This window comes from Saccharopolyspora sp. SCSIO 74807, from assembly GCF_037023755.1.
GTDB lineage: Bacteria > Actinomycetota > Actinomycetes > Mycobacteriales > Pseudonocardiaceae > Saccharopolyspora_C > Saccharopolyspora_C galaxeae.
Window position 1 is genome coordinate 3,258,695 of record NZ_CP146100.1, and the last position, 16,941, is coordinate 3,275,635.

The 16,941-nt window shown below is 73.4% G+C and carries 10 protein-coding genes; 3 read left to right on the forward strand and 7 right to left on the reverse strand.

All coding sequences use genetic code 11. From position 1 onward, the window contains the following. The first annotated feature begins 81 nt into the window (after positions 1-81). Positions 82-2,640, forward strand: a complete 2,559-nt coding sequence (locus V1457_RS15045) for a tetratricopeptide repeat protein (protein WP_200071091.1) — start codon at positions 82-84, stop codon at positions 2,638-2,640. A gap of 4 nt (positions 2,641-2,644) precedes the next feature. On the opposite strand, the gene V1457_RS15050 is transcribed toward V1457_RS15045, so the two are convergent. From V1457_RS15050 to V1457_RS15065, 4 genes are all read right to left on the reverse strand, one after another. Beyond that, complete coding sequence (locus V1457_RS15050; protein ID WP_307850118.1) at positions 2,645-3,934, reverse strand: TIGR02679 family protein; 1,290 nt, start codon at positions 3,932-3,934, stop codon at positions 2,645-2,647. Between the two features lie 321 nt (positions 3,935-4,255). Next, entirely contained in the window at positions 4,256-8,596 is a 4,341-nt protein-coding gene (locus V1457_RS15055) for a TIGR02680 family protein (RefSeq protein WP_338604646.1), read from the reverse strand. After that, complete coding sequence (locus tag V1457_RS15060) at positions 8,593-9,867, reverse strand: TIGR02678 family protein (RefSeq protein ID WP_200071092.1); 1,275 nt, start codon at positions 9,865-9,867, stop codon at positions 8,593-8,595. Before V1457_RS15060 ends, V1457_RS15055 begins: the two co-directional genes overlap by 4 nt. Next, positions 9,864-11,705, reverse strand: a complete 1,842-nt coding sequence (locus V1457_RS15065; protein WP_338604649.1) for a DUF2397 domain-containing protein — start codon at positions 11,703-11,705, stop codon at positions 9,864-9,866. The genes V1457_RS15060 and V1457_RS15065 overlap by 4 nt, the downstream gene beginning before the upstream one ends. Before the next feature lie 275 nt (positions 11,706-11,980). Between V1457_RS15065 and V1457_RS15070 the strand changes: the two genes are divergently transcribed. Further along, complete coding sequence (locus V1457_RS15070) at positions 11,981-12,916, forward strand: cobalamin biosynthesis protein (RefSeq protein WP_338604652.1); 936 nt, start codon at positions 11,981-11,983, stop codon at positions 12,914-12,916. 325 nt (positions 12,917-13,241) lie between these two features. Here V1457_RS15070 and V1457_RS15075 read toward each other — a convergent pair whose 3' ends face one another. The 3 genes from V1457_RS15075 to V1457_RS15085 form a co-directional block, all read right to left on the reverse strand. Next, on the reverse strand, positions 13,242-14,108 hold the full coding sequence (locus V1457_RS15075) for an SURF1 family protein (RefSeq protein ID WP_200071095.1): 867 nt from the start codon (positions 14,106-14,108) through the stop codon (positions 13,242-13,244). 57 nt (positions 14,109-14,165) lie between these two features. Continuing rightward, a complete protein-coding gene (locus tag V1457_RS15080) occupies positions 14,166-15,029 on the reverse strand; it encodes a fructosamine kinase family protein (protein ID WP_200071096.1) in 864 nt (287 codons plus the stop codon). A 242-nt stretch (positions 15,030-15,271) separates the two neighbouring features. Continuing rightward, positions 15,272-15,739: a low molecular weight protein-tyrosine-phosphatase gene (locus V1457_RS15085; protein WP_200071097.1), complete on the reverse strand. Its 468-nt coding sequence runs from the start codon at positions 15,737-15,739 to the stop codon at positions 15,272-15,274. Between the two features lie 153 nt (positions 15,740-15,892). Here V1457_RS15085 and cobC point away from each other — a divergent pair, with 153 nt between their 5' ends. Beyond that, positions 15,893-16,930, forward strand: coding sequence for an Rv2231c family pyridoxal phosphate-dependent protein CobC (gene cobC / locus V1457_RS15090; RefSeq protein WP_338604660.1), 1,038 nt, complete (start codon positions 15,893-15,895; stop codon positions 16,928-16,930). Positions 16,931-16,941 lie beyond the last annotated feature (11 nt).

Here is a 16,941-nt window from a genome sequence, read left to right on the forward strand (position 1 = left end):
ACACCATCGGCATTCGATAGGCCCGCGCATCAGGTGTAGAAGTGGATGCCGAGATCAGGACGCACCGGCGGGAGGACGCGGGTGGAGAGCGAGGATTCGCGGAACGAGCCGGAAGACGTCGTGCTGAACTCGGTCGGTGGCGGAGTCAACGGCCCGGTGGTTAAGGCGAGCCGTATCCGGGACGTGATCATCCACCAGCACGCCGGTCCGCGGCCGAATCTGCCGCACCGCATCGGCGCGGTGCCTGCTCGCGTGGGGTGCTTTCAACAGCGCCGGCCGGTCGACGCGGGCGAGTTCGTGCCCGCGGGAACGGGACGAGTGCTCTCCGGCCTCGGCGGGGTGGGCAAGACGCAGCTCGCGGCCGAGCTGGCCGAACACTTGTGGTTCGAAGGCGAGATCGAGCTGCTGGTCTGGGTCGCGGCGAGCTCCCGAGAGGCGATCACCTCGGCCTACGCCGCCGCTGCCGCCGAACTCGGCTGGGACCCGGACGGGAACCCGGAGCGCGGGCCGGAACGGTTCCTGGCCGGACTCGCCTCGTCCTCGTGGCGTTGGCTGGTGGTGCTCGACGACCTGCGCAGTCCCGGCGACGCCACCGGTCTGTGGCCGCCGGACCGGCCGCAGGGCCGGACGCTCGCCACGACGCGGCGTCGCGACGCCGCGTTGGTGCACGATCGGCGCGAGCTGGTCGACATCGGCGTGTTCACCGCGGAACAGTCGCTCGCCTACCTGACGGCTCGGCTGGCCAACCGGCCGCAGGGTGCTGAAAGCGCCGCCGAGCTCACCGGTGCCGAAGGCGCCGCCGACTTCGCCGGTGCCGAAGGTGCCGCCGAGCTCGCCGCCGACCTCGGCCACCTCCCGCTGGCGCTGGCGCAGGCCGCCGCCTACCTGCTCGATGAGGATCTGGATTGCCACGAGTACCGGGCGCTGCTGGCCGATCGGAGCCGCAGGCTCGCCGACGTGCTTCCCGAGCAGGAGGCGCTGCCGGACGAGCAGGTCGATCCGGTGACCGCGACCTTGGCGCTGTCGGTCGAGCTGGCGGGGCGGCTGCGACCAGTGGGCTTGGCGCCGAAGGTGCTGGAAGTCGCCGCGATGCTCGACCCGCAAGGCATCCCCGCTGAAGTGTTCACCAGCACGGCGGTCCGCGCGTACCTGGAGCGGGTCACCGGTGACGCCGTGGATCAGCACGCAGTGCGCAGCGCGCTGCGGTGCCTGCATCGGCTGAACCTGATCACCGAGGACAGCGGCGCGAACTCGCGGCGAGTGCGGGTGCACGCACTGGTGCAGCGCGCGGCTCGGGACCAGCTCACAGCAGACCAGCTCGGTGCACTGGTGCACTCCGCAGCGGACGGGCTGTACGAGACGTGGCCGCGGGAACGTTCCGGGGACCTGATCCCTACCTTGCGCACGAACACCGAAGCGCTGCACCCGCATGCACCGGGTCATCTCTACGAGTGCTGCTGCCACCCCTTGCTGTTCCTGGTCGGGGCGAGCCTGGGCCGCAGCGGAGCGGTGACCGCCGCGGTCGAGCACTTCCAGCGGATGCGCGAGACCGCGGCGCGCTACTCCGATCCGGAACAGCACGGAGTGCTGACCATTCGCCTGGAACTCGCGTGGTGGCGCGGGGTGGCGGGCGACCTCGATGCCGCCGTCGCCGACACGGAGCAGGTGGCCGACGTCCGTGCGCAGGCGTTCGGGCCGGACAGCCCTGCGGCGTTGGAGGCCCGCGTCAACCTCGCCCGGCTGCGTTCCGAAAGCGGTGATGTGGCCGGTGGCCTGGCCGAGTTGAACAGCGTGGTGCCCGTCCTGATCCGGGTGCTCGGTGCCGATCACGATGACACGCTGAGTGCGCGGGTGTGCCTGGCCAACGATCAGGCCTCCCTCGGCGATATCGCGGGGTCCGTGACCGCGATGGAGGTGTTGCTGGCCGACATGCTGCGCACCCGCGAGAAGCAGGATCCGGGGGTGCTGAGCGTCCGGCACAGCCTGGCGCTGCGGCATGGTGAGGCCGGGCATGTCCAGCAGGCGGCAGCCGAATTCGGCGAGCTGCTCGAGGATCGGTTGCAGGTGCACGGACCGGACCACCCGAACACCTTGCAGACCCGCGGGTTGCTGGCCACCTATCGAGCGCGCGCGGGCGAGCCCGAGCACGCGGTGGAGGAGCTGGAGATCCTGGTGCAGGACCGGCTGCGGGTGCAGGGACCCGATCACCCGGACACGCTGTCCACCCGGGACGAGCTGGCCACGCAGCGCGCGGCCGCGGGCGATGCGCGGGGCGCGCTGGAGGAGATGGAAGGGCTGTTGCCCGATGCGCTGCGGGCATTGGGACGTTTGCACCCGACGACGTTGAGCATCCGGCAGGCTCTCGCCATCCGGCGCGGCGAGGCGGGCGACCCGCACGGGGCGGTCGAGTTGTTCGCCGATCTCGTTCCCGACACGCAGCGGGTGCTCGATCCACGTGCCCCCAATGCGCTGGCCGCCAGGCACAACTTCGCGTTCTGGCAGGCGGAGGCAGGCGACACCGCGCAGGCGCTGGCCGAGTTGGAGAGCCTGCTGCCCGAGATGCTCCAGGTGCTGGGCGAGGATCATCCGCACACCCGCGCGACCCGGCTCAACATCGACCGGCTGCGGGGCGAGGACTGACGGTTCAGCCGGGGCGCAGGTCGTTCAGCAGGGTGGACAGGACGATCTCCTCCTCGACCGCGCGGGAGGCCGTGGACATCAGCTCGGCCAGGTCCGGGTCCCACGGCGTCTCGACCGGGGAGCCGACGAGCTGCGGCAGGTCGAGGCGGTCGGCCGCGGCGAGGTTGACTGCTTCCCGGTAGTCGGCCGCCGACATCCGCCACAGCCCCACCTCGTGCGCGGACCACAACTGCCGGGCGATCGAGACGCCCGCCCAGTCGAAATCCCCGTGGTAGCGCAGCGCAGCCCCGTCCGCGCGCAGCCGCGAGAGCAGCGACAACGCCACCGTCGTCGGCTGCCCCGACACGCACACGACCGGATGCCGGATCTCTTCCTGCGCGGCGGCTTCCAGCACCCGCGGGTTCTCGCAGACGGCGACGACCGTGCCCGGCGCGACCAGATTCCCCGGCGCCGCGGCCAAATCCCGATGCGTCAGATGCGTCGGCAGACCCAGCTCACCGCGCCGCAGCACCATCCGGGACCACTCGTCGTCACCGGTCAGCGGCAGTGCCCAGCACAGCACCGTGGCGGAAACCTCGTCGAGCGCGACGCCGCAGCGCTCCCACAACGCCCGCCGGTCGCGTTCGTTCGCCGGGGGATCGATGCCGTGCGCGAGCGCCGCCGCGCGCAGCACGACGCGGCTCAGCGTCGTTCCGCTGTCGAGTTCGTGCGCGCGACCGACGCGGCTCGCGAGGTCGGCGCGCGAGGTGAACGACTCCGGTTCACCGGCCGCCGGATCCAGCACCATCGCGGAGAGCGCACCGGCCGCGTGCCGCAGCACCACGTCGAGCTCTTCCTCGGCGACCCGCCCGTACTGGTGCAGCCACTGCACCCACGGCTGCGCCCACTCGCGTTCGGCGAGGCCGTGCTCGGCGAGCGCGGCGAGGGCGGTTTCGGTGGTGCGGTCCCGCTTCTCGGCGCGCGCCGCGGTCGGCGACTCGCGCGGTTCGACGGGCCGCTCGTGCAGGATCTCCAGCACCTGCGCCAAACCGAGGCCGAAGCGGGTGTCCTCGCGCAGCACCTTGTCCAATTTGGACACCATGATGCGGGAGTGGCCGAGGTACAGCGACCGGCCGTAGACCTCGCTGACCGCCTGCCGGGTCTGCTCGTCCGGCAGCGCGACGCTGAACCTGTCCGGGTTCCGCGGTGACTCCAGCGCTTCCCGCGCAGCCGCCCAGAAATCCCGCAGCTGCTCGCCGCCCCACACCGCGCGGACGTCCGCGCGCACCTCGTCCGATCCGGGGTCGTCGCCCACTGCTTCCCACCTCTGCCGCGAGTTCGTACAAGTCACCACCGGCGGGGGCTGCTCGGCCTGCCGCCGTTCTCGGCGCAGCGCACCAGCGTAGTCGGCGCCGAAGTTTCGATCACTCGGGAAGCGCTCCGCGAGTTCGGCCGGACCGGGCAGCGGCCCACGTGCGTGGAGCGGGTATCGGCGGACGACGTACGTCCGGCGCATCCGAGTCCGCCGCATCCGAGTCCGGAGCACCCGTGACAAGGCACGCCTTCCCCGCAGCGGCCCGGAGATCCCGCAGCTGCGCCGCCGCATACCGCGGGGACGTCCGCTTCGTTCGCCGGGTCAGGTCTCGGCGCGCTCCATGTCGCGGCCGTCCCACGTGGTGTGCGTGCAGGCGATGCCGTGGCCGCTGCGGGGGCGCAGCACGTCGTAGATGTGCATCTTCGGGATCTTCGGCGACACGCCCCACCCGCTGGGCCAGGTGATCAACCAGTCCATGTCCAGGTCCACCAGCAGGCCCAGCATCCGCGCGATCGTCGGATCGTCGAGCCGCTCGAACGCCTCGTCCAGCAGCACCAGCCGCAGCGGCCCGCGATCACCGGAGGCGACGCTGACCGCGTCGTAGAACGCCGCCGCCGCGGCGAACAGGGTGACGTAGGAGATCAGCCGCGTCTCGCCGGAGGAGAGCTGTCGCAGCCGCCGCACCCGGGGCTTGCCCTCCGGCCCGACATCGCGCACCCGCACGGTGAACGCGAACCACGAGCGGTAGTCCAGCGCCCGCGCAAGGATCTCCGCGTAGCCGCCGGTGGCGCTGTCCCGCTCGGCCTCGATCAGATCGGTGAACACGCGCCGCAGCAGCGCGTCCTGCTCCTCGCTGCGGTTGGCGAACGGGGTGCGCACCAGCTCGATGGCCTGCTTGATGTCGTCGCCCAGCGACGGCGCCGGTTCCCACTCCAGCTGCACGTGCACGCCTTGGCTGGAGCGGGCGCCGTCGAGCACCTCGTTCATCCGCTTGCACAGGTTCTCGGCCACCCGCATCTGCCCGCGCAGCCGCTCCGCGAGGTCGCGGATCAGGTAGTCGGCGAAGATCGAGCGGTAGCGCTCACCCAGATAGCTGCGCTGCTCGGCGAGCCGCTCGGCGACCCGGCGGGCGGCGTCGGCCACCGGCTGCGGACCTTCCTCGCCGGTCACCGTCACCGTGAGCACGCCGTGCTGGTCGCCCGCGCTGATGTCGTAGCCGCCGCTGAGCGACTGCTGCAACGCCTGGAACCGGTTGAGCACGGCGGTTTCGCCCGCGGTCTTGCGCTCGCCTGCGGCCGCCAGCAGCTCGGCGGCTCTGTCGAGTTCGGACGGAGCTTCGGCCTGCGGCGCGTCGTCGGCGTCCTCTTCGCCGACGACCTGCGCGGCCGCCCACAGCCCCGGGATGCGCAGCGCGGCGTCGAAGGCCTCCGCGGCGGAATCCGCCTCGGACTCGCGGCCTTCGAGCTGACCGTGCTTGGTCTCCCACTGCGTCTCCAGCCGGACCACCTGCTCGCGCGCGGTGCTGATCCGCTCCCGAGCGGCAGGCAGGTCCTCGCGCAGCTGCGCGCGCTCGCGGTCCAGCGCACCGACCTTGTCGGCGATCTCACGGGCTTCACCGCCGACGGCCTCGTTCAGCTCGGCCAGTCCGGCGGCCTGCTCGGCGAACTCGGAGCAGCGCTGCTCGGCCTGCGACTCCGCCTCCATCCGGTCGGCCACCGCCGCGTCGTGGTGCAGCGAGATGTCCCGCAGGTCGGCCAGCGTGGCCAGGCAGCGGGACTCGATCGCCTCGTGCAGCGCGTCGATCGCGGAGCGGGCGTCGGTGGCCGCCCGGTTGGCGTGCTCCAGCGCCTGCGTCTCCGGCGGCAGGTCGGCTTCACCGGCCGCGCGCACCAGTTCCGAGCGGGCGGCCTGCCACCGCTGATCGGCCTGGTCGTGCTGTTCGCGGGCTTGCGCGGCGTGCCGTTGGGCGTCCTCGGCGGCTTCGTTGGCGCTGGTGAGCTTGGCGTGCGCGGTGAGCAGGTCGCCGTCGTCGGGGTAGGACTCCAGGTGCTTGTCCAGTGCCTCGGCCTGCTCGGTCGCTTCGCGGTGGCGCCGCTCGACGTCGCCGATCCGCTCGCGCAGCGCGGCCAGTTCCTCTTCGAGCTCGGCGATCCGCCGCGCGCGTGATGCTTCCCGCGCGCCGGCGCCGACGTACTCCGCGGCGTCCTTGTGCCAGCGGCCCGCGAGCACGCCCGCCCGCCAGCGGCCGTCCACCGCGACGCCCAGCCCCCGCTCGTCCGAAGCGGCCGCCGCGTCCGAAGTGGACACCGAGGCGAGCAGTGCGGCGACCCGCTCGGCGGGCACCGGCGAATCCGGCTCGGCGGCCGGAGTCAGCAGGTCGGCCAGCGTGCCGCCGGTCGCTGCGGCTACGGGCACCGCCAGCAGGTCGGCAGGCTCGGCGAGCTCGCCGCGTTCCGTGACCCAGGCGTTGAGCAGCCCGCTGGCCTGCAACGCCGCCTCGAGACCGGCCTGCTCGTCCGCGCCGAGCGACGGCTGGAAGTCGACCAGCCGGTAGAAGGCGCGCCCGGCGGCGGAATCCCGCTCGGCCGTGGCCCAAGCCGGGCGATCCGGGACGCGCTCGTGCCCCGCCCGCAGCTCGGCGAGTTCCTGCTCGCCGGTGCGCGCACGGGTGCGCAGCTCGTCGAGCTCGCGGTCCACCTCGGAGATCCGCTGCCGCGCCTCCTGCAGCTTCGGCCGCGCCCAGCGGCGGGTGAGTTCCCGCGCCTGGCGCGTCGCCGCGCGGTCCGCCAGCAGCGCTTCGGCCTCCGGCGGCTCCGGCACCGGATCGTCCGAAGTGGACAGCGGCCAGTCGGCTGCCCAGCGCCGGACGTTGTCCCGCCACGTGCTCGCGGCCTCGGAGAGCCCCTGGTGCGCTTCGTTGCGCCGCCCGGCGGCTTCGGTGGCGATCAGCTGCGCTTGGCGCGCCTGCTGCTGCAGCTTGGCGACCTGCTCCTGCTGGCCGTCCAGTTCCACGGCCTGCTGGTGCAGCGCCAGCGTCAACGCGCCGCGCTGCTGCGCGACCGTGCCCGCGTGCGCGGCGCGATCGGCCGCGGCGCGGTACTGCTCGGCCAGCGCGTCGGTGCCGACCTCGGGGGCGCTGCGGCGTTCGATCTCCAGCGGCTCGGCGTCGGCCTCCGGCGCCGCACGCACCCGGTCCGGAGTGCTCACCGGCTCCGCCTTCGGCACCTCCGGCGGGCGCGGCACCAGGCCGCCGTCCAGCCCGGCCGCGGACAACTGCCGGTTCGCCCGCTGCGCCGCCTGCTCGGCCGACTCGCCGTCGCCGACCAGCCGCCGCAGCGTGCCCAGCACCGACTCCAGCGAGCGGTCCTCCTGCCCGCGCTGCCGCGCTGCGGTGTCCAGCGCCGACGCGGCCGCCGAGCGGGCGCCTTCCACGACCCGCTCGCGGTCGCGGAGGTTCTGCAGTTCGGCGTAGGCCGGGTGCGAGCGCAGCGCCTCGACACTCGATTCCAGGCGGCCTTCGCGCTGCTCCAGCTCGGTCACCGACTGCTGCGCGGCGTCCCGGTCCGCGCGGTGCGCGGTGAGCTGCTTCTCCAGCTTCGCCAGCTCGTTGCGCAGCGAGCGCAGCTTGTCGCGGGCGGTCCGCATCGCCTCCGCGCGCTCGCGCAGCGCTCCCAGCGCGTAACCGGAATAGGCGGACAGGAACGCGCCCAGCGCCTTGTCCGCGCCGGTGAGCCGGACGATGTTCTCCCGGATCGACTCCAGGTCGTCGAACGAGGTCGCCAGCCGCTCGATCAGCGCGGGCTCCAGCGGCGGCAGCGCATCGGAGAGGATCTGCTCCAGCTGTCCTTCCAGTACCTTCAGGCCGACGTCCGGGTTGCGCAGCGTCCGCTGCAGGTGCAGCAGATCGCCGTAGCGCGCCGCGGGCACGCCGTAGACCTGCGCGGCGATCTTCGCGCGGAACGCCTGGTCGTCGAGCACGCAGTCGGCGCCGAGCACGTCGCGCAGCTGCGCCGGGCCGAGCGGCACCCGCTCCGGGCCGATCAGGTGCAGCGTGTGGCCCACCCGGCGGGTGGTGATGAAGCGCCACGAGTCACTGACCGCCTGCGAGGTCTTCGACGCCTTCACGCCGACCCCGCAGGTCAGGAACTCCTCGCCGCCGTCGGGGCGATCGCGGCGCAGCTCCACCCACGCGTAGCCGATGCGGTTCGGGCCGCCGGGGTACTCGTCGAGCATCAGGCGGCGGATGCTGACCGTGTCGAAGCCCTTGGAACCGAGCTGGCGCAGGTCGCCGTCCAGGCACAGCGGCAGCAGCAGCTCCAGGGTGCGGGACTTGCCGGAGCCGTTGGTGCCCTGGAAGATCGCGCGGCCGCCGGAGAGGTCGAAGGTGTTCTCGGCGTACTGCCAGATGTTCACGATGCCGCCGCGGTGCAGGCGCCAGCGGTGCACCCCGGGCGCCGCGGGGTCGTCGGCGGCGAACTCGTGCGAGCCGTCCGCGGCGGAGTTCGCAGCCGGGAGATCCGGCGCCCGCATCGCATCGGTGGCCGAAGAGCTCGCGGGCGGGGCCGCACCACCGGCGCCATCGTCCGAGGTCGCGCCGTTCGACAGTGCGCCGTCGGAGATCGCGCCGTCCGGGTTCGCCGGGTTCGCCTCGTCGGGGGTCACCGTGGACCGTCCTCTTCCAAGTCGTCGAACAGGGACAAGCCGGGCGGTTCCGGCGCGGGAGCGGGCTCCGGTTCGCGGCCCGGTGCCGGAGTCGCGTCCGGCTCCGGCAGCCAGCGGTGCGCGGCCGGGCTCAGCCACCAGGTCTCGCCGTCGGCGGCCGAGCCTTGCGAGTCGGCTGCCGGGTCTCCGCCGCCCGGCTCCGCGGTGTCCGGCGCGCGCAGCAGCCCCAGCCGCTGCAGCAGTCCTGCGACGTCGCCGACCAGTTCCTCCTGGTCCTCGGTCGCCTGCCGGGACCACGCCGCCGGGTAGGACTCGACCAGCTCGCCGCAGACCTCCCGGAGATCCTGCCAGGTCACCGGATGCGCCCCGGTGCCCTCCCGCGGTTCGCCGCGGGCCAGCAGCTCCGGCAGCGCCAGCAGTGCGATACGCGCGACCGTGCCGGGGCCGGGGAACAGCGTGTCGGTCAGGTAGTCCTCCGGGTCGCTGACCACGACGCCTTCCGAGCGGACCTCGGTGACCAGCCCGAAGAACCGCTCCAGCAGCCGGGCTTCGGTCCCGAAGTGCTTGAGCAGCCATTCCCGCTGCTGCGCGGGCAGATCCTCGTAGAGCACCACGGGGTCCTCCACGAGCCTGCGCCGCACCGCGTGCTCCACGCTGCGCGGACCGGCCTGCGCGGCGGTCGCGACGAGGTCCTCCGGACCGTCGGCCTCGGCGATCGGTCCGGCCGGGAGCCTGCCCAGCAGGTCGGTGTCGATGGTGATCAGCGCCTCCGCCGAGGAGTCCGCGGCGTTCACGGTGCCCTCGGTCTCGGTGATCACTCCGAGGCTGACCAGGTGCCGCAGCGCGGCGGTGAGCGCGCGCCGATCGCCGGTGTCGTCGGCCACCGGCACCCCGGCCTCCACGGCCGCCGCGCGCACGTCGACGACCAGGCGGGACAGCAGCACCTGCCGGCCGATGCCGGTGAGCGTGGCCAGCGTCAACGCCAGGTACGCGTACCCGCGCGGGGACAGCGACGGTTCGCCGCGGGTGGCGTCCTCGCCGGGACCGGCCTTGTAGAGCCGCGCGAACCTGCGTTCCACCACGAGCCGGTAGCCCAGCAGCGAGGAGAACAACTCGTGCAGCGCCGCGCGCTGGCGGTAGATCATCGGCAGCAGGTCGCCGTCCGGCGAGCCGGGCCGCAGCAGCGGCCTGCGCAGCAGCGCACGCGCGCAGCGGACGACGTTGCCCGCGTCGATCTCGGAGAGTTCGTCGAAGACCTTGGTCGCGTTCACCGGGCGGCTCCGGTCGTTTCCGTCGCCTGCTCGGTGAACGCGCCGTCGTGGCGCTCCTCGGGCACCGCGTCGTCCCGGCGCTCATCGGACACCGTGCCGTCCGGGCGCCCATCGGACACCGCGCCGTCCCGGCGCTCATCCGAAGTCGCGTCGTCCCCGCCCGCGTCCGGCAGCGCGCCGTCGCCGCGCACGTCCACCACCGCGTGGTCGAGCGTGAGCGTGCCTCCGACGCTGCCGATCCTGGTGTGCTGCCCGTCCTCCGGCCGCACCGTCACCCGCAGCCGGTGCACCGGGTCCAGCGCCGAACCGGTGTCCTCGGAGCTGTCCCGCTGCGCCATCGCCAGCGTCAGCAGCTCGCACAGCACGCCGAGGGCGTCCCCGGACAGCCTGGTGCCCTGCAGGTCCGGCCCGGCGGCGGCCAGCTCCGAGATCGCCGCGCTGCGCCGCGCGTCCTCCTCGCGCGCCTCGGCCAGCAGCGTCTCCTCGGTCATCGGGTCGTCCAGCACCCGCGACGTGCGCCCGCGCGCGCCGCGATCGCCGCGGCTGCGCACGCTCACCGTCACGTCCTGCACCGGGCCGTCGCGCCACGGCACTTCGTGGTTGTCACTGTCGTAGTCCGGGGCCGGCAGCAGGTGCCGGGCCGAGTACAGGCCGAACGCGGCCGCGTAGAGCCGGTGCGCCTGCTGCGGCTGCGACTCGTCGAACCAGCGGGCGAGCTTCAACAGCTCACCGCGCCTGCCCGGCAGCAGCCCGCCGCCCGAGGTCGCGCGCTTCACGCTGGCCAGCAGCGAACCGATGGCCCGCGCGGTGGCCTCCCGCAGCGCCGCCACCTGGCTGGGCCTGCCCGGCGCGTCCACGAACCAATCGGTGAGTTCCTGCCAGTCCGCCGCGGTGCGCCCGCGCGCCCGTTCCACCTCGGTGCCGAGCTGATCGGCCGGACCGAGCAGCCGCAGCAGCTCAGCGCGGTCGGCGGCCAGCCCGGCCAGCGAGGTCGCGATCGTCTCGGTGTGCCGCAGCACGTCCTCCACGACCATCTGGATGTACTCGACCAGCAGGTTGCGGAACCCGGAGATCTCCTCCGGCGCCAAGTGGTGGCGGGTGACGACCTCGCCGAGGTAGGCGTAGAAATCCCGCACCGTTGCGGCGAGTTCGGCGTGCTGCAGGAAGACGGTGGTGACCTGCTCGGCCAGCCGCTCGCGGGTCTGCTTGGCGCGCAGAGAGCGCGACTCCGCGCTCTCCGACGGCGCTGAGCGCGGTTGCGTATTTTCCGACGGCGCTGAGCGCGGTTCCGCACTTTCCGCGGCCAGCGCGTCGGACAGCAGCGAGCCGATCTGGCCGAGGCCGCGCTCGATCGCGGGCAGCAGCTCGCGGGACACCTCGCGGGCGCCTTCGGGCACCCGCAGCAGCGCGTCCACGTCCCGCTGGACCCGCACGGCGAGCTTGCTGACCTGGTAGCGGACGCTGCCGTGCTGGAACTCGGCGATGCTGGCGGCGATCGTCTCGCGGCGGCCGAGCACCAGGTTGCCCCAGCGGCGCAGCTGCTTCAGCCGGTCCACCACGGTGTCCACATCGGACTCACCGGGGTCGATGCGGCCGTCCCGCTCGGCGGCGGCCAGCGCCGCGGTCACCTCGCCGACCGACAGGTCAGCCAGCAGCGTCGAGGTGAACAACCGCATGATCGCCAGGTAGGTGCGGTGCTTCGGCTCGCCGAGGTAGGTGAACAGCGCGAGCCGCCGCTCATCGGCGCGCGCGTCCGAGGTGGCGTGCCCGGGCGCGGTGGCCTCGGTGCCCGCCACCCCCGCGCGCAGCACGTCGGCTTCATGATCCGGGGCGGTCACGGTCGGCCACGATAACCCGCCCACCCGACACGGCCGGTCACCTGTGCCTTTTCGGAGAGGCCGGGAAGGGTTCTGCGTAGGTGGTCGCTCGGCGGAACCGCAGGCGTCGGAGAACCCGCGGCGGTCCCGGTTGCCGAGGTGGCCGGCGCAAGCGGCTTCGCCGCTCCGGAGCAGAACCTGGTGCGGGTGCCCGCTTCGGGCGGGTGGCGCGGCGGTAGCGTGCTGCTGCCTGGACGGGTGAACGCTGTGGGTTGAACGAGGGGAGCGGGGCACCGGTGAGCGCGGGACGAGCGGTCGGGCTGCTACTCGGAGTGGCGGCCGATGCCGCGTTCGGCGACCCGCGGCGGTGCCATCCGGTGGCTGCTTTCGGGCGCGCTGCCCAGGCGGCGGAGCGGAGGCTGCACCGCGATCGCCGCAGCACCGGGATCGCCTACGCGGGCCTGCTCGTCGGCGGTACCGCGGTGCTCGGCGCCACCGCCGAACGCGCGACCCGCCGCAGCCCCGTGCTGCAAGCCGCTTGCACCGGCCTCACCACCTGGATCGTGCTCGGCGGCGCTTCGCTGGCGGACGAAGGGACGGCGATGGGCCGCCTGCTCGACGCGGGCGACCTGGACGGCGCTCGGGAGCGGTTGGCGCACCTGTGCGGCCGGGAAGCCGAGCACCTCGACGAGCAGGGGCTGGCGCGGGCCACCGTCGAATCGATCGCGGAGAACACCAGCGACGCAGTGGTGGCGCCGCTGGTCTGGGGCGCAGTCGGGGGCATGCCCGGCCTGCTGGCCTACCGAGCGGCGAACACGCTCGACGCGATGGTCGGGCACCGCTCGCCGCGGTACGCGAAGTTCGGCTGGGCCGCCGCGCGGACCGACGACCTGCTGAACCTGGCACCGGCCCGGCTGGGCGCGCTGCTCACCGCGCTGTGCGCGCCGGTCGTCGGAGGTTCGGCGAGCGGGGCGTGGCGCACCTGGCGGCAGGACGCCGCAGCGCACCCGAGCCCGAACGCCGGGCAGATCGAGGCGGCGTTCGCCGGGGCGTTGCAGGTCCGGCTGGGCGGCCGGACCGTCTACGGGCAGGCCGTGGAGCACCGGCCGGTGATGGGCGAGGGGCGCACCGCGGACGCGGGCGACGTGACCCGCAGCGTCGAGTTGTCCCGCGTGATCGGCTCGGTCACCGGGCTGCTCGCCGCCGCTGCCGCACTGGCGCGCGGCCGCTGAGCGCATCGCTGCGCCTGCCGGAATGCCACCACTGCGACCAGCGGGAATGCTGGGGCGCAGCAGCGTTGCAGCGACGCGGGCTGCCAGGCCATTGGTCCCTGTGCGCTGCGACGAAACCGCCCTTCACTGGCTTGTGACCCGCCGTGGGCGAGCGGCGATCAGCCGGGTGCGCGGGTAGGACTGGAGGCAGTGGAGGTGGTCGGAATGACCGATTTCCTGGCGATCGTGCCGTCGCTGATCGTGCTGTTCGCGGTGCTGGCGGTGGTGTGGCTGCTGACCTTCAGCTACCGGCGCCCGCCCGGCAAGCACTGAGCGCCGGGCGCGGTCAGCGCCCCTTCGTGGCGTCCTGCTGCGCGTCCTGCTGCTGTTCGCCCTGCTGCTCGCGCTGTTCCTGTTCGCGCCGCTCGTCCTCGGCGACCGCCTCCGCGACCGACATCTTGCGCGATTTGCGCACCGAGCCGACCCGCTCCTCCGGCCGCGTCTCCGCGTAGATCAGGTAGCCCACCCCGGCCACCGCCATGATCCCGAACGAGATCCACTGCAACGCGTACGAGAAGAACGGGCCCGATTCCAGCTGCGGCAGCGGCAGCGGCCCCAGCACTCCGGGCTGGCCGTCGACCAGCGCGAAGTAGCCCGGCCGCAACTGCATGCCGGTGCCCTGCGAGAGCACGCTCGAGTCGATCGAGTACGTCCAGCGATGCCCTTCCCGCTGGAAAGTCGGCCGGTTCTCGTCGTCGTGCTCGTCCACCCGGACCCGCGCGGTCAGCGTGACCCGGCCGGCGGGCGGCGCGTCGAAGTCCGGCGCGTGGGTGCCCCGCTGGCGCAGGAACCCGCGGTCGACCAGCAGCGTCTCGCCGGAGTCGGTGCGGAACGGGGTGAGCACCTCGAGCGCCGGTTCGCCCTGCACCGAACGCAGCCAGGCCAGCGTCTCGCCAGCGGGCAGGTAGTTCCCGGAGAAGGTGACCTTCGCCCACTCGTGCCGCTGGTCCGGCGCCCGGCCCGCGGGTAGCACCTCGGCCAGCGGTTTCGGGGCGGCGTGCAGCGATTCGGCGATGGCTTCGTTGCGCACCTTCCGCTCGTCGTTCCGGCCGAACTGCCACGGCGCGAGGAACGTGAAGCACAACGTGGTGAACGCCGCGACCAGCAAGATCAACGCGATCCAGCCGGGCTGCAGCAAGAACTTCAGGCGCACGCCCCCACGGTAGGCCGACGGTGCGCCGAGGTCCCTGGCGACCCCGTCACACCGCGCTCAGGCCGCGGAGCGCGCCGCGGCCACCGCTTGCCGCGCGTAACCGCCGCCGAACAGCACGGTGTGCACCAGCAGCGGGAACAGCTGGTGCAGGCCCACCCGCTGCCGCCAGCCGTCGGCCAGCGGGCTGACCTCCTCGTACGCCGCCAGCACCCGCTCCAGGTGGGGGCAGCCGAACAGCGCCAGCATCGCCAGGTCGGTCTCGCGGTGGCCGCCGTGCGCGGCAGGGTCGATGAGCCAGGCGCCGCTCGCGCCCCAGTGCACGTTCCCGGTCCACAGGTCGCCGTGCAGCCGGGACGGCGGCTCGGCGGAACCTTCGAGCTCGGGCAGCCCGTCGCAGGCGCGCTCGAAGATCTGCGCCTCGGAATCGCCGATCAGACCGGCGTCGACGGCTTGCCGCAGGTACGGGCGCACGCGGTGCTCGGCGTAGAACGACGGCCAGTCCGCGCACGGCTCGTTGCGCATCGGGGCGAGCCCGATCCAGGCGTCGGCCGGACCGCCGGGCGGCGGGGCGCCGTGCGCGGGCGCTCCGGCGGCGTGCAGCCGGGCGAGTCCGCGGCCCAGTTCTTCGGCGGCGGCCGCGGTGGGGCTGCCTGCATCGAGGTGTTCGGTGACCAGGTCCCGGTCGTTGTTGCCGTGCACAGCGGGAACCGGGATCACGCCCGGCTCGGCCAGCCAGCGCAGCGAGGCGGCCTCGGCTTCGGTGGCGCCCGGCAGTCCCGGCGGGTTCGTCTTGACGAACACGTCGCGGCCGTCGTCGAGCCGCACGCTGTAGGACGCGCCGGCGTCTCCGCCGCCCAGCGTGCGCACCTGCACGGCCGCGGACCCGGTGTAGTGCTCCGCGACCTCCGCGGTCCGTCCCATCCTGACCTCACCTCCGGCTTTGCTTGCGGCTTCCCCAGCCCTGCACAGCGCGCAGGAACCCGGCGCTCATTCCGATGCCCCCGCGCCTCGCGGCGGACCGGACACGCCCGCACATCACCCGCCGGCGAGCGCTCCGATCAGAGTGAACGGCCTGTTGGTCCGAATAGATTGGGCGACCAGTCCGTTCGCTCCGAGAAGTTCTGCGCTGATCGTGTGGGACACGGGCGTGTCGGCCCGGAAGGTCACTCGTCGTGCAGGTGGGCGCGGACCCAGTCGAGCAGGGCGGGCATCGCCGCTTCGATCATCGCCAGCGAGTCCTCGAAGCCGCGGTCGCCGCCGAAGTACGGATCGGGCACCTCCGCCCACTCGTCCGCGGCCGGGTCGAAGGAGCGCAGCAGCCGCACCCGCGCCGGATCGTCCGCCTCGTCCCGCGCCACCCGCAGGTGCCCGGCGTCCATCGCCAGCAGCAGATCGGCGCCCGCGTGCTGCTCATCGAACTGCGCGGCGACGTGCTCGGTGGGGTAGCCGTGGTCGGCGAGGACCTTCGCGGTGCGCGGATCGGCGCCTTCCCCGACGTGCCACGGGCCGGTGCCCGCGCTGGTCACTTCGACCTGCCCGGCGAGCCCTTCGCGGCGCAGGTGCTCGCCGAACACCAGCGCCGCCATCGGCGAGCGGCAGATGTTCCCGGTGCAGACGAAGGAGATGTGCAAGGCGGTGCTCCCGCTCTGTCGTGGGTGCTCTCGTTGCGGCCGTCGTGTCGACGCGGCGGAACCTCGGCTTCCACCGGGCTTCGACGGTACGTGCCGGAGCCGGAGCCGTTCCCGGCACCTGTCCCGCGCGCGCCGGTGGCTAAACTGCCCGGGATGACCAGCCGGGGGGACGACGAATCGCTGCGCCACCACGGCGACGTGGATGCCGAACCCGGCCTGCTCGACTTCGCGGTGAACGTGCGCCTGCAACAGCCGCCGCGATGGTTGCGGGACCGGCTCGCGGCTGCGCTGGACGATCTGGGCCGCTATCCCTCCGCCGCGGACGACCTGGCCGCGCGCACGGCGGTCGCCGAACGGCACGGCCGCGATCCCGGTGAGGTGCTGCTGCTGGCGGGCGCGGCCGAGTGCTTCGCGCTGCTGCCGCAGCTGAACCCGCGTTCGGCGGCCGTGGTGCACCCCTCGTTCACCGAACCGGAGTTCGCGCTGCGCTCCGCCGGTGTGCCGGTGACCAGGGTGCTGCTCGGCGAGGACTACCGGCTCGATCCCGCGCTGGTGCCCGCGGACGCCGACCTCGTCGTCCTCGGCAACCCCACGAACCCCACTTCGCTGCTGCACCCGGCCGACGCGATCCGGGAGCTGATCCGCCCCGGCAGGCTGGTGGTGGTGGACGAAGCGTTCCTGGACGCGGTGCCGGGGGAGCCGGAGGGACTGGCGAGCTCGCCGATCCCGGGCCTGCTGGTGGTCCGCAGCCTCACCAAGATGTGGGGGTTGCCCGGGCTGCGCGCCGGTTACGCCCTGGGCGAACCGGAGCTGCTGAGCAGCCTGGCCGCGCCCCGCCCGCACTGGCCGCTGGGCACCCTCGCGCTCGAGGCGATCAACGCGTGCTGCGCGCCGGAGGCGCTGGCCGAGTCCGCAGCGGCCGCCCGCGAACTCGACGCGCTGCGCGCCGGGCAGGCGGCCGATTTGGCAGCCGTGCCGGGGGTTTCGGTGATCGGCCCGGCCCGTGCACCGTTCCTGCTGCTGGACGTCCACAATGGCGCCAAGGTGCGATCGGCGCTGCGGGACCGCGGCATCGCGGTCCGGCGCGGGGACACCTTCCCCGGTCTGGGCCCGGACCACCTGCGGGTGGCGGTGCGGGACGCCGGGCGCAACGCCACGTTGGTCCGGGCGATGCGCGAACTGCTCGGATAGTGCGAGAACGG

What these genes read in the sequence shown, in the direction of transcription:
- V1457_RS15080 (WP_200071096.1), bottom strand. Translation starts at nt 15,029, where the DNA reads ATGGGACGGACCGCGGAGGTCGCGGAGCACTACACCGGGTCCGCGGCC.
- cobC (WP_338604660.1), top strand. Translation starts at nt 15,893, where the DNA reads ATGACCAGCCGGGGGGACGACGAATCGCTGCGCCACCACGGCGACGTG.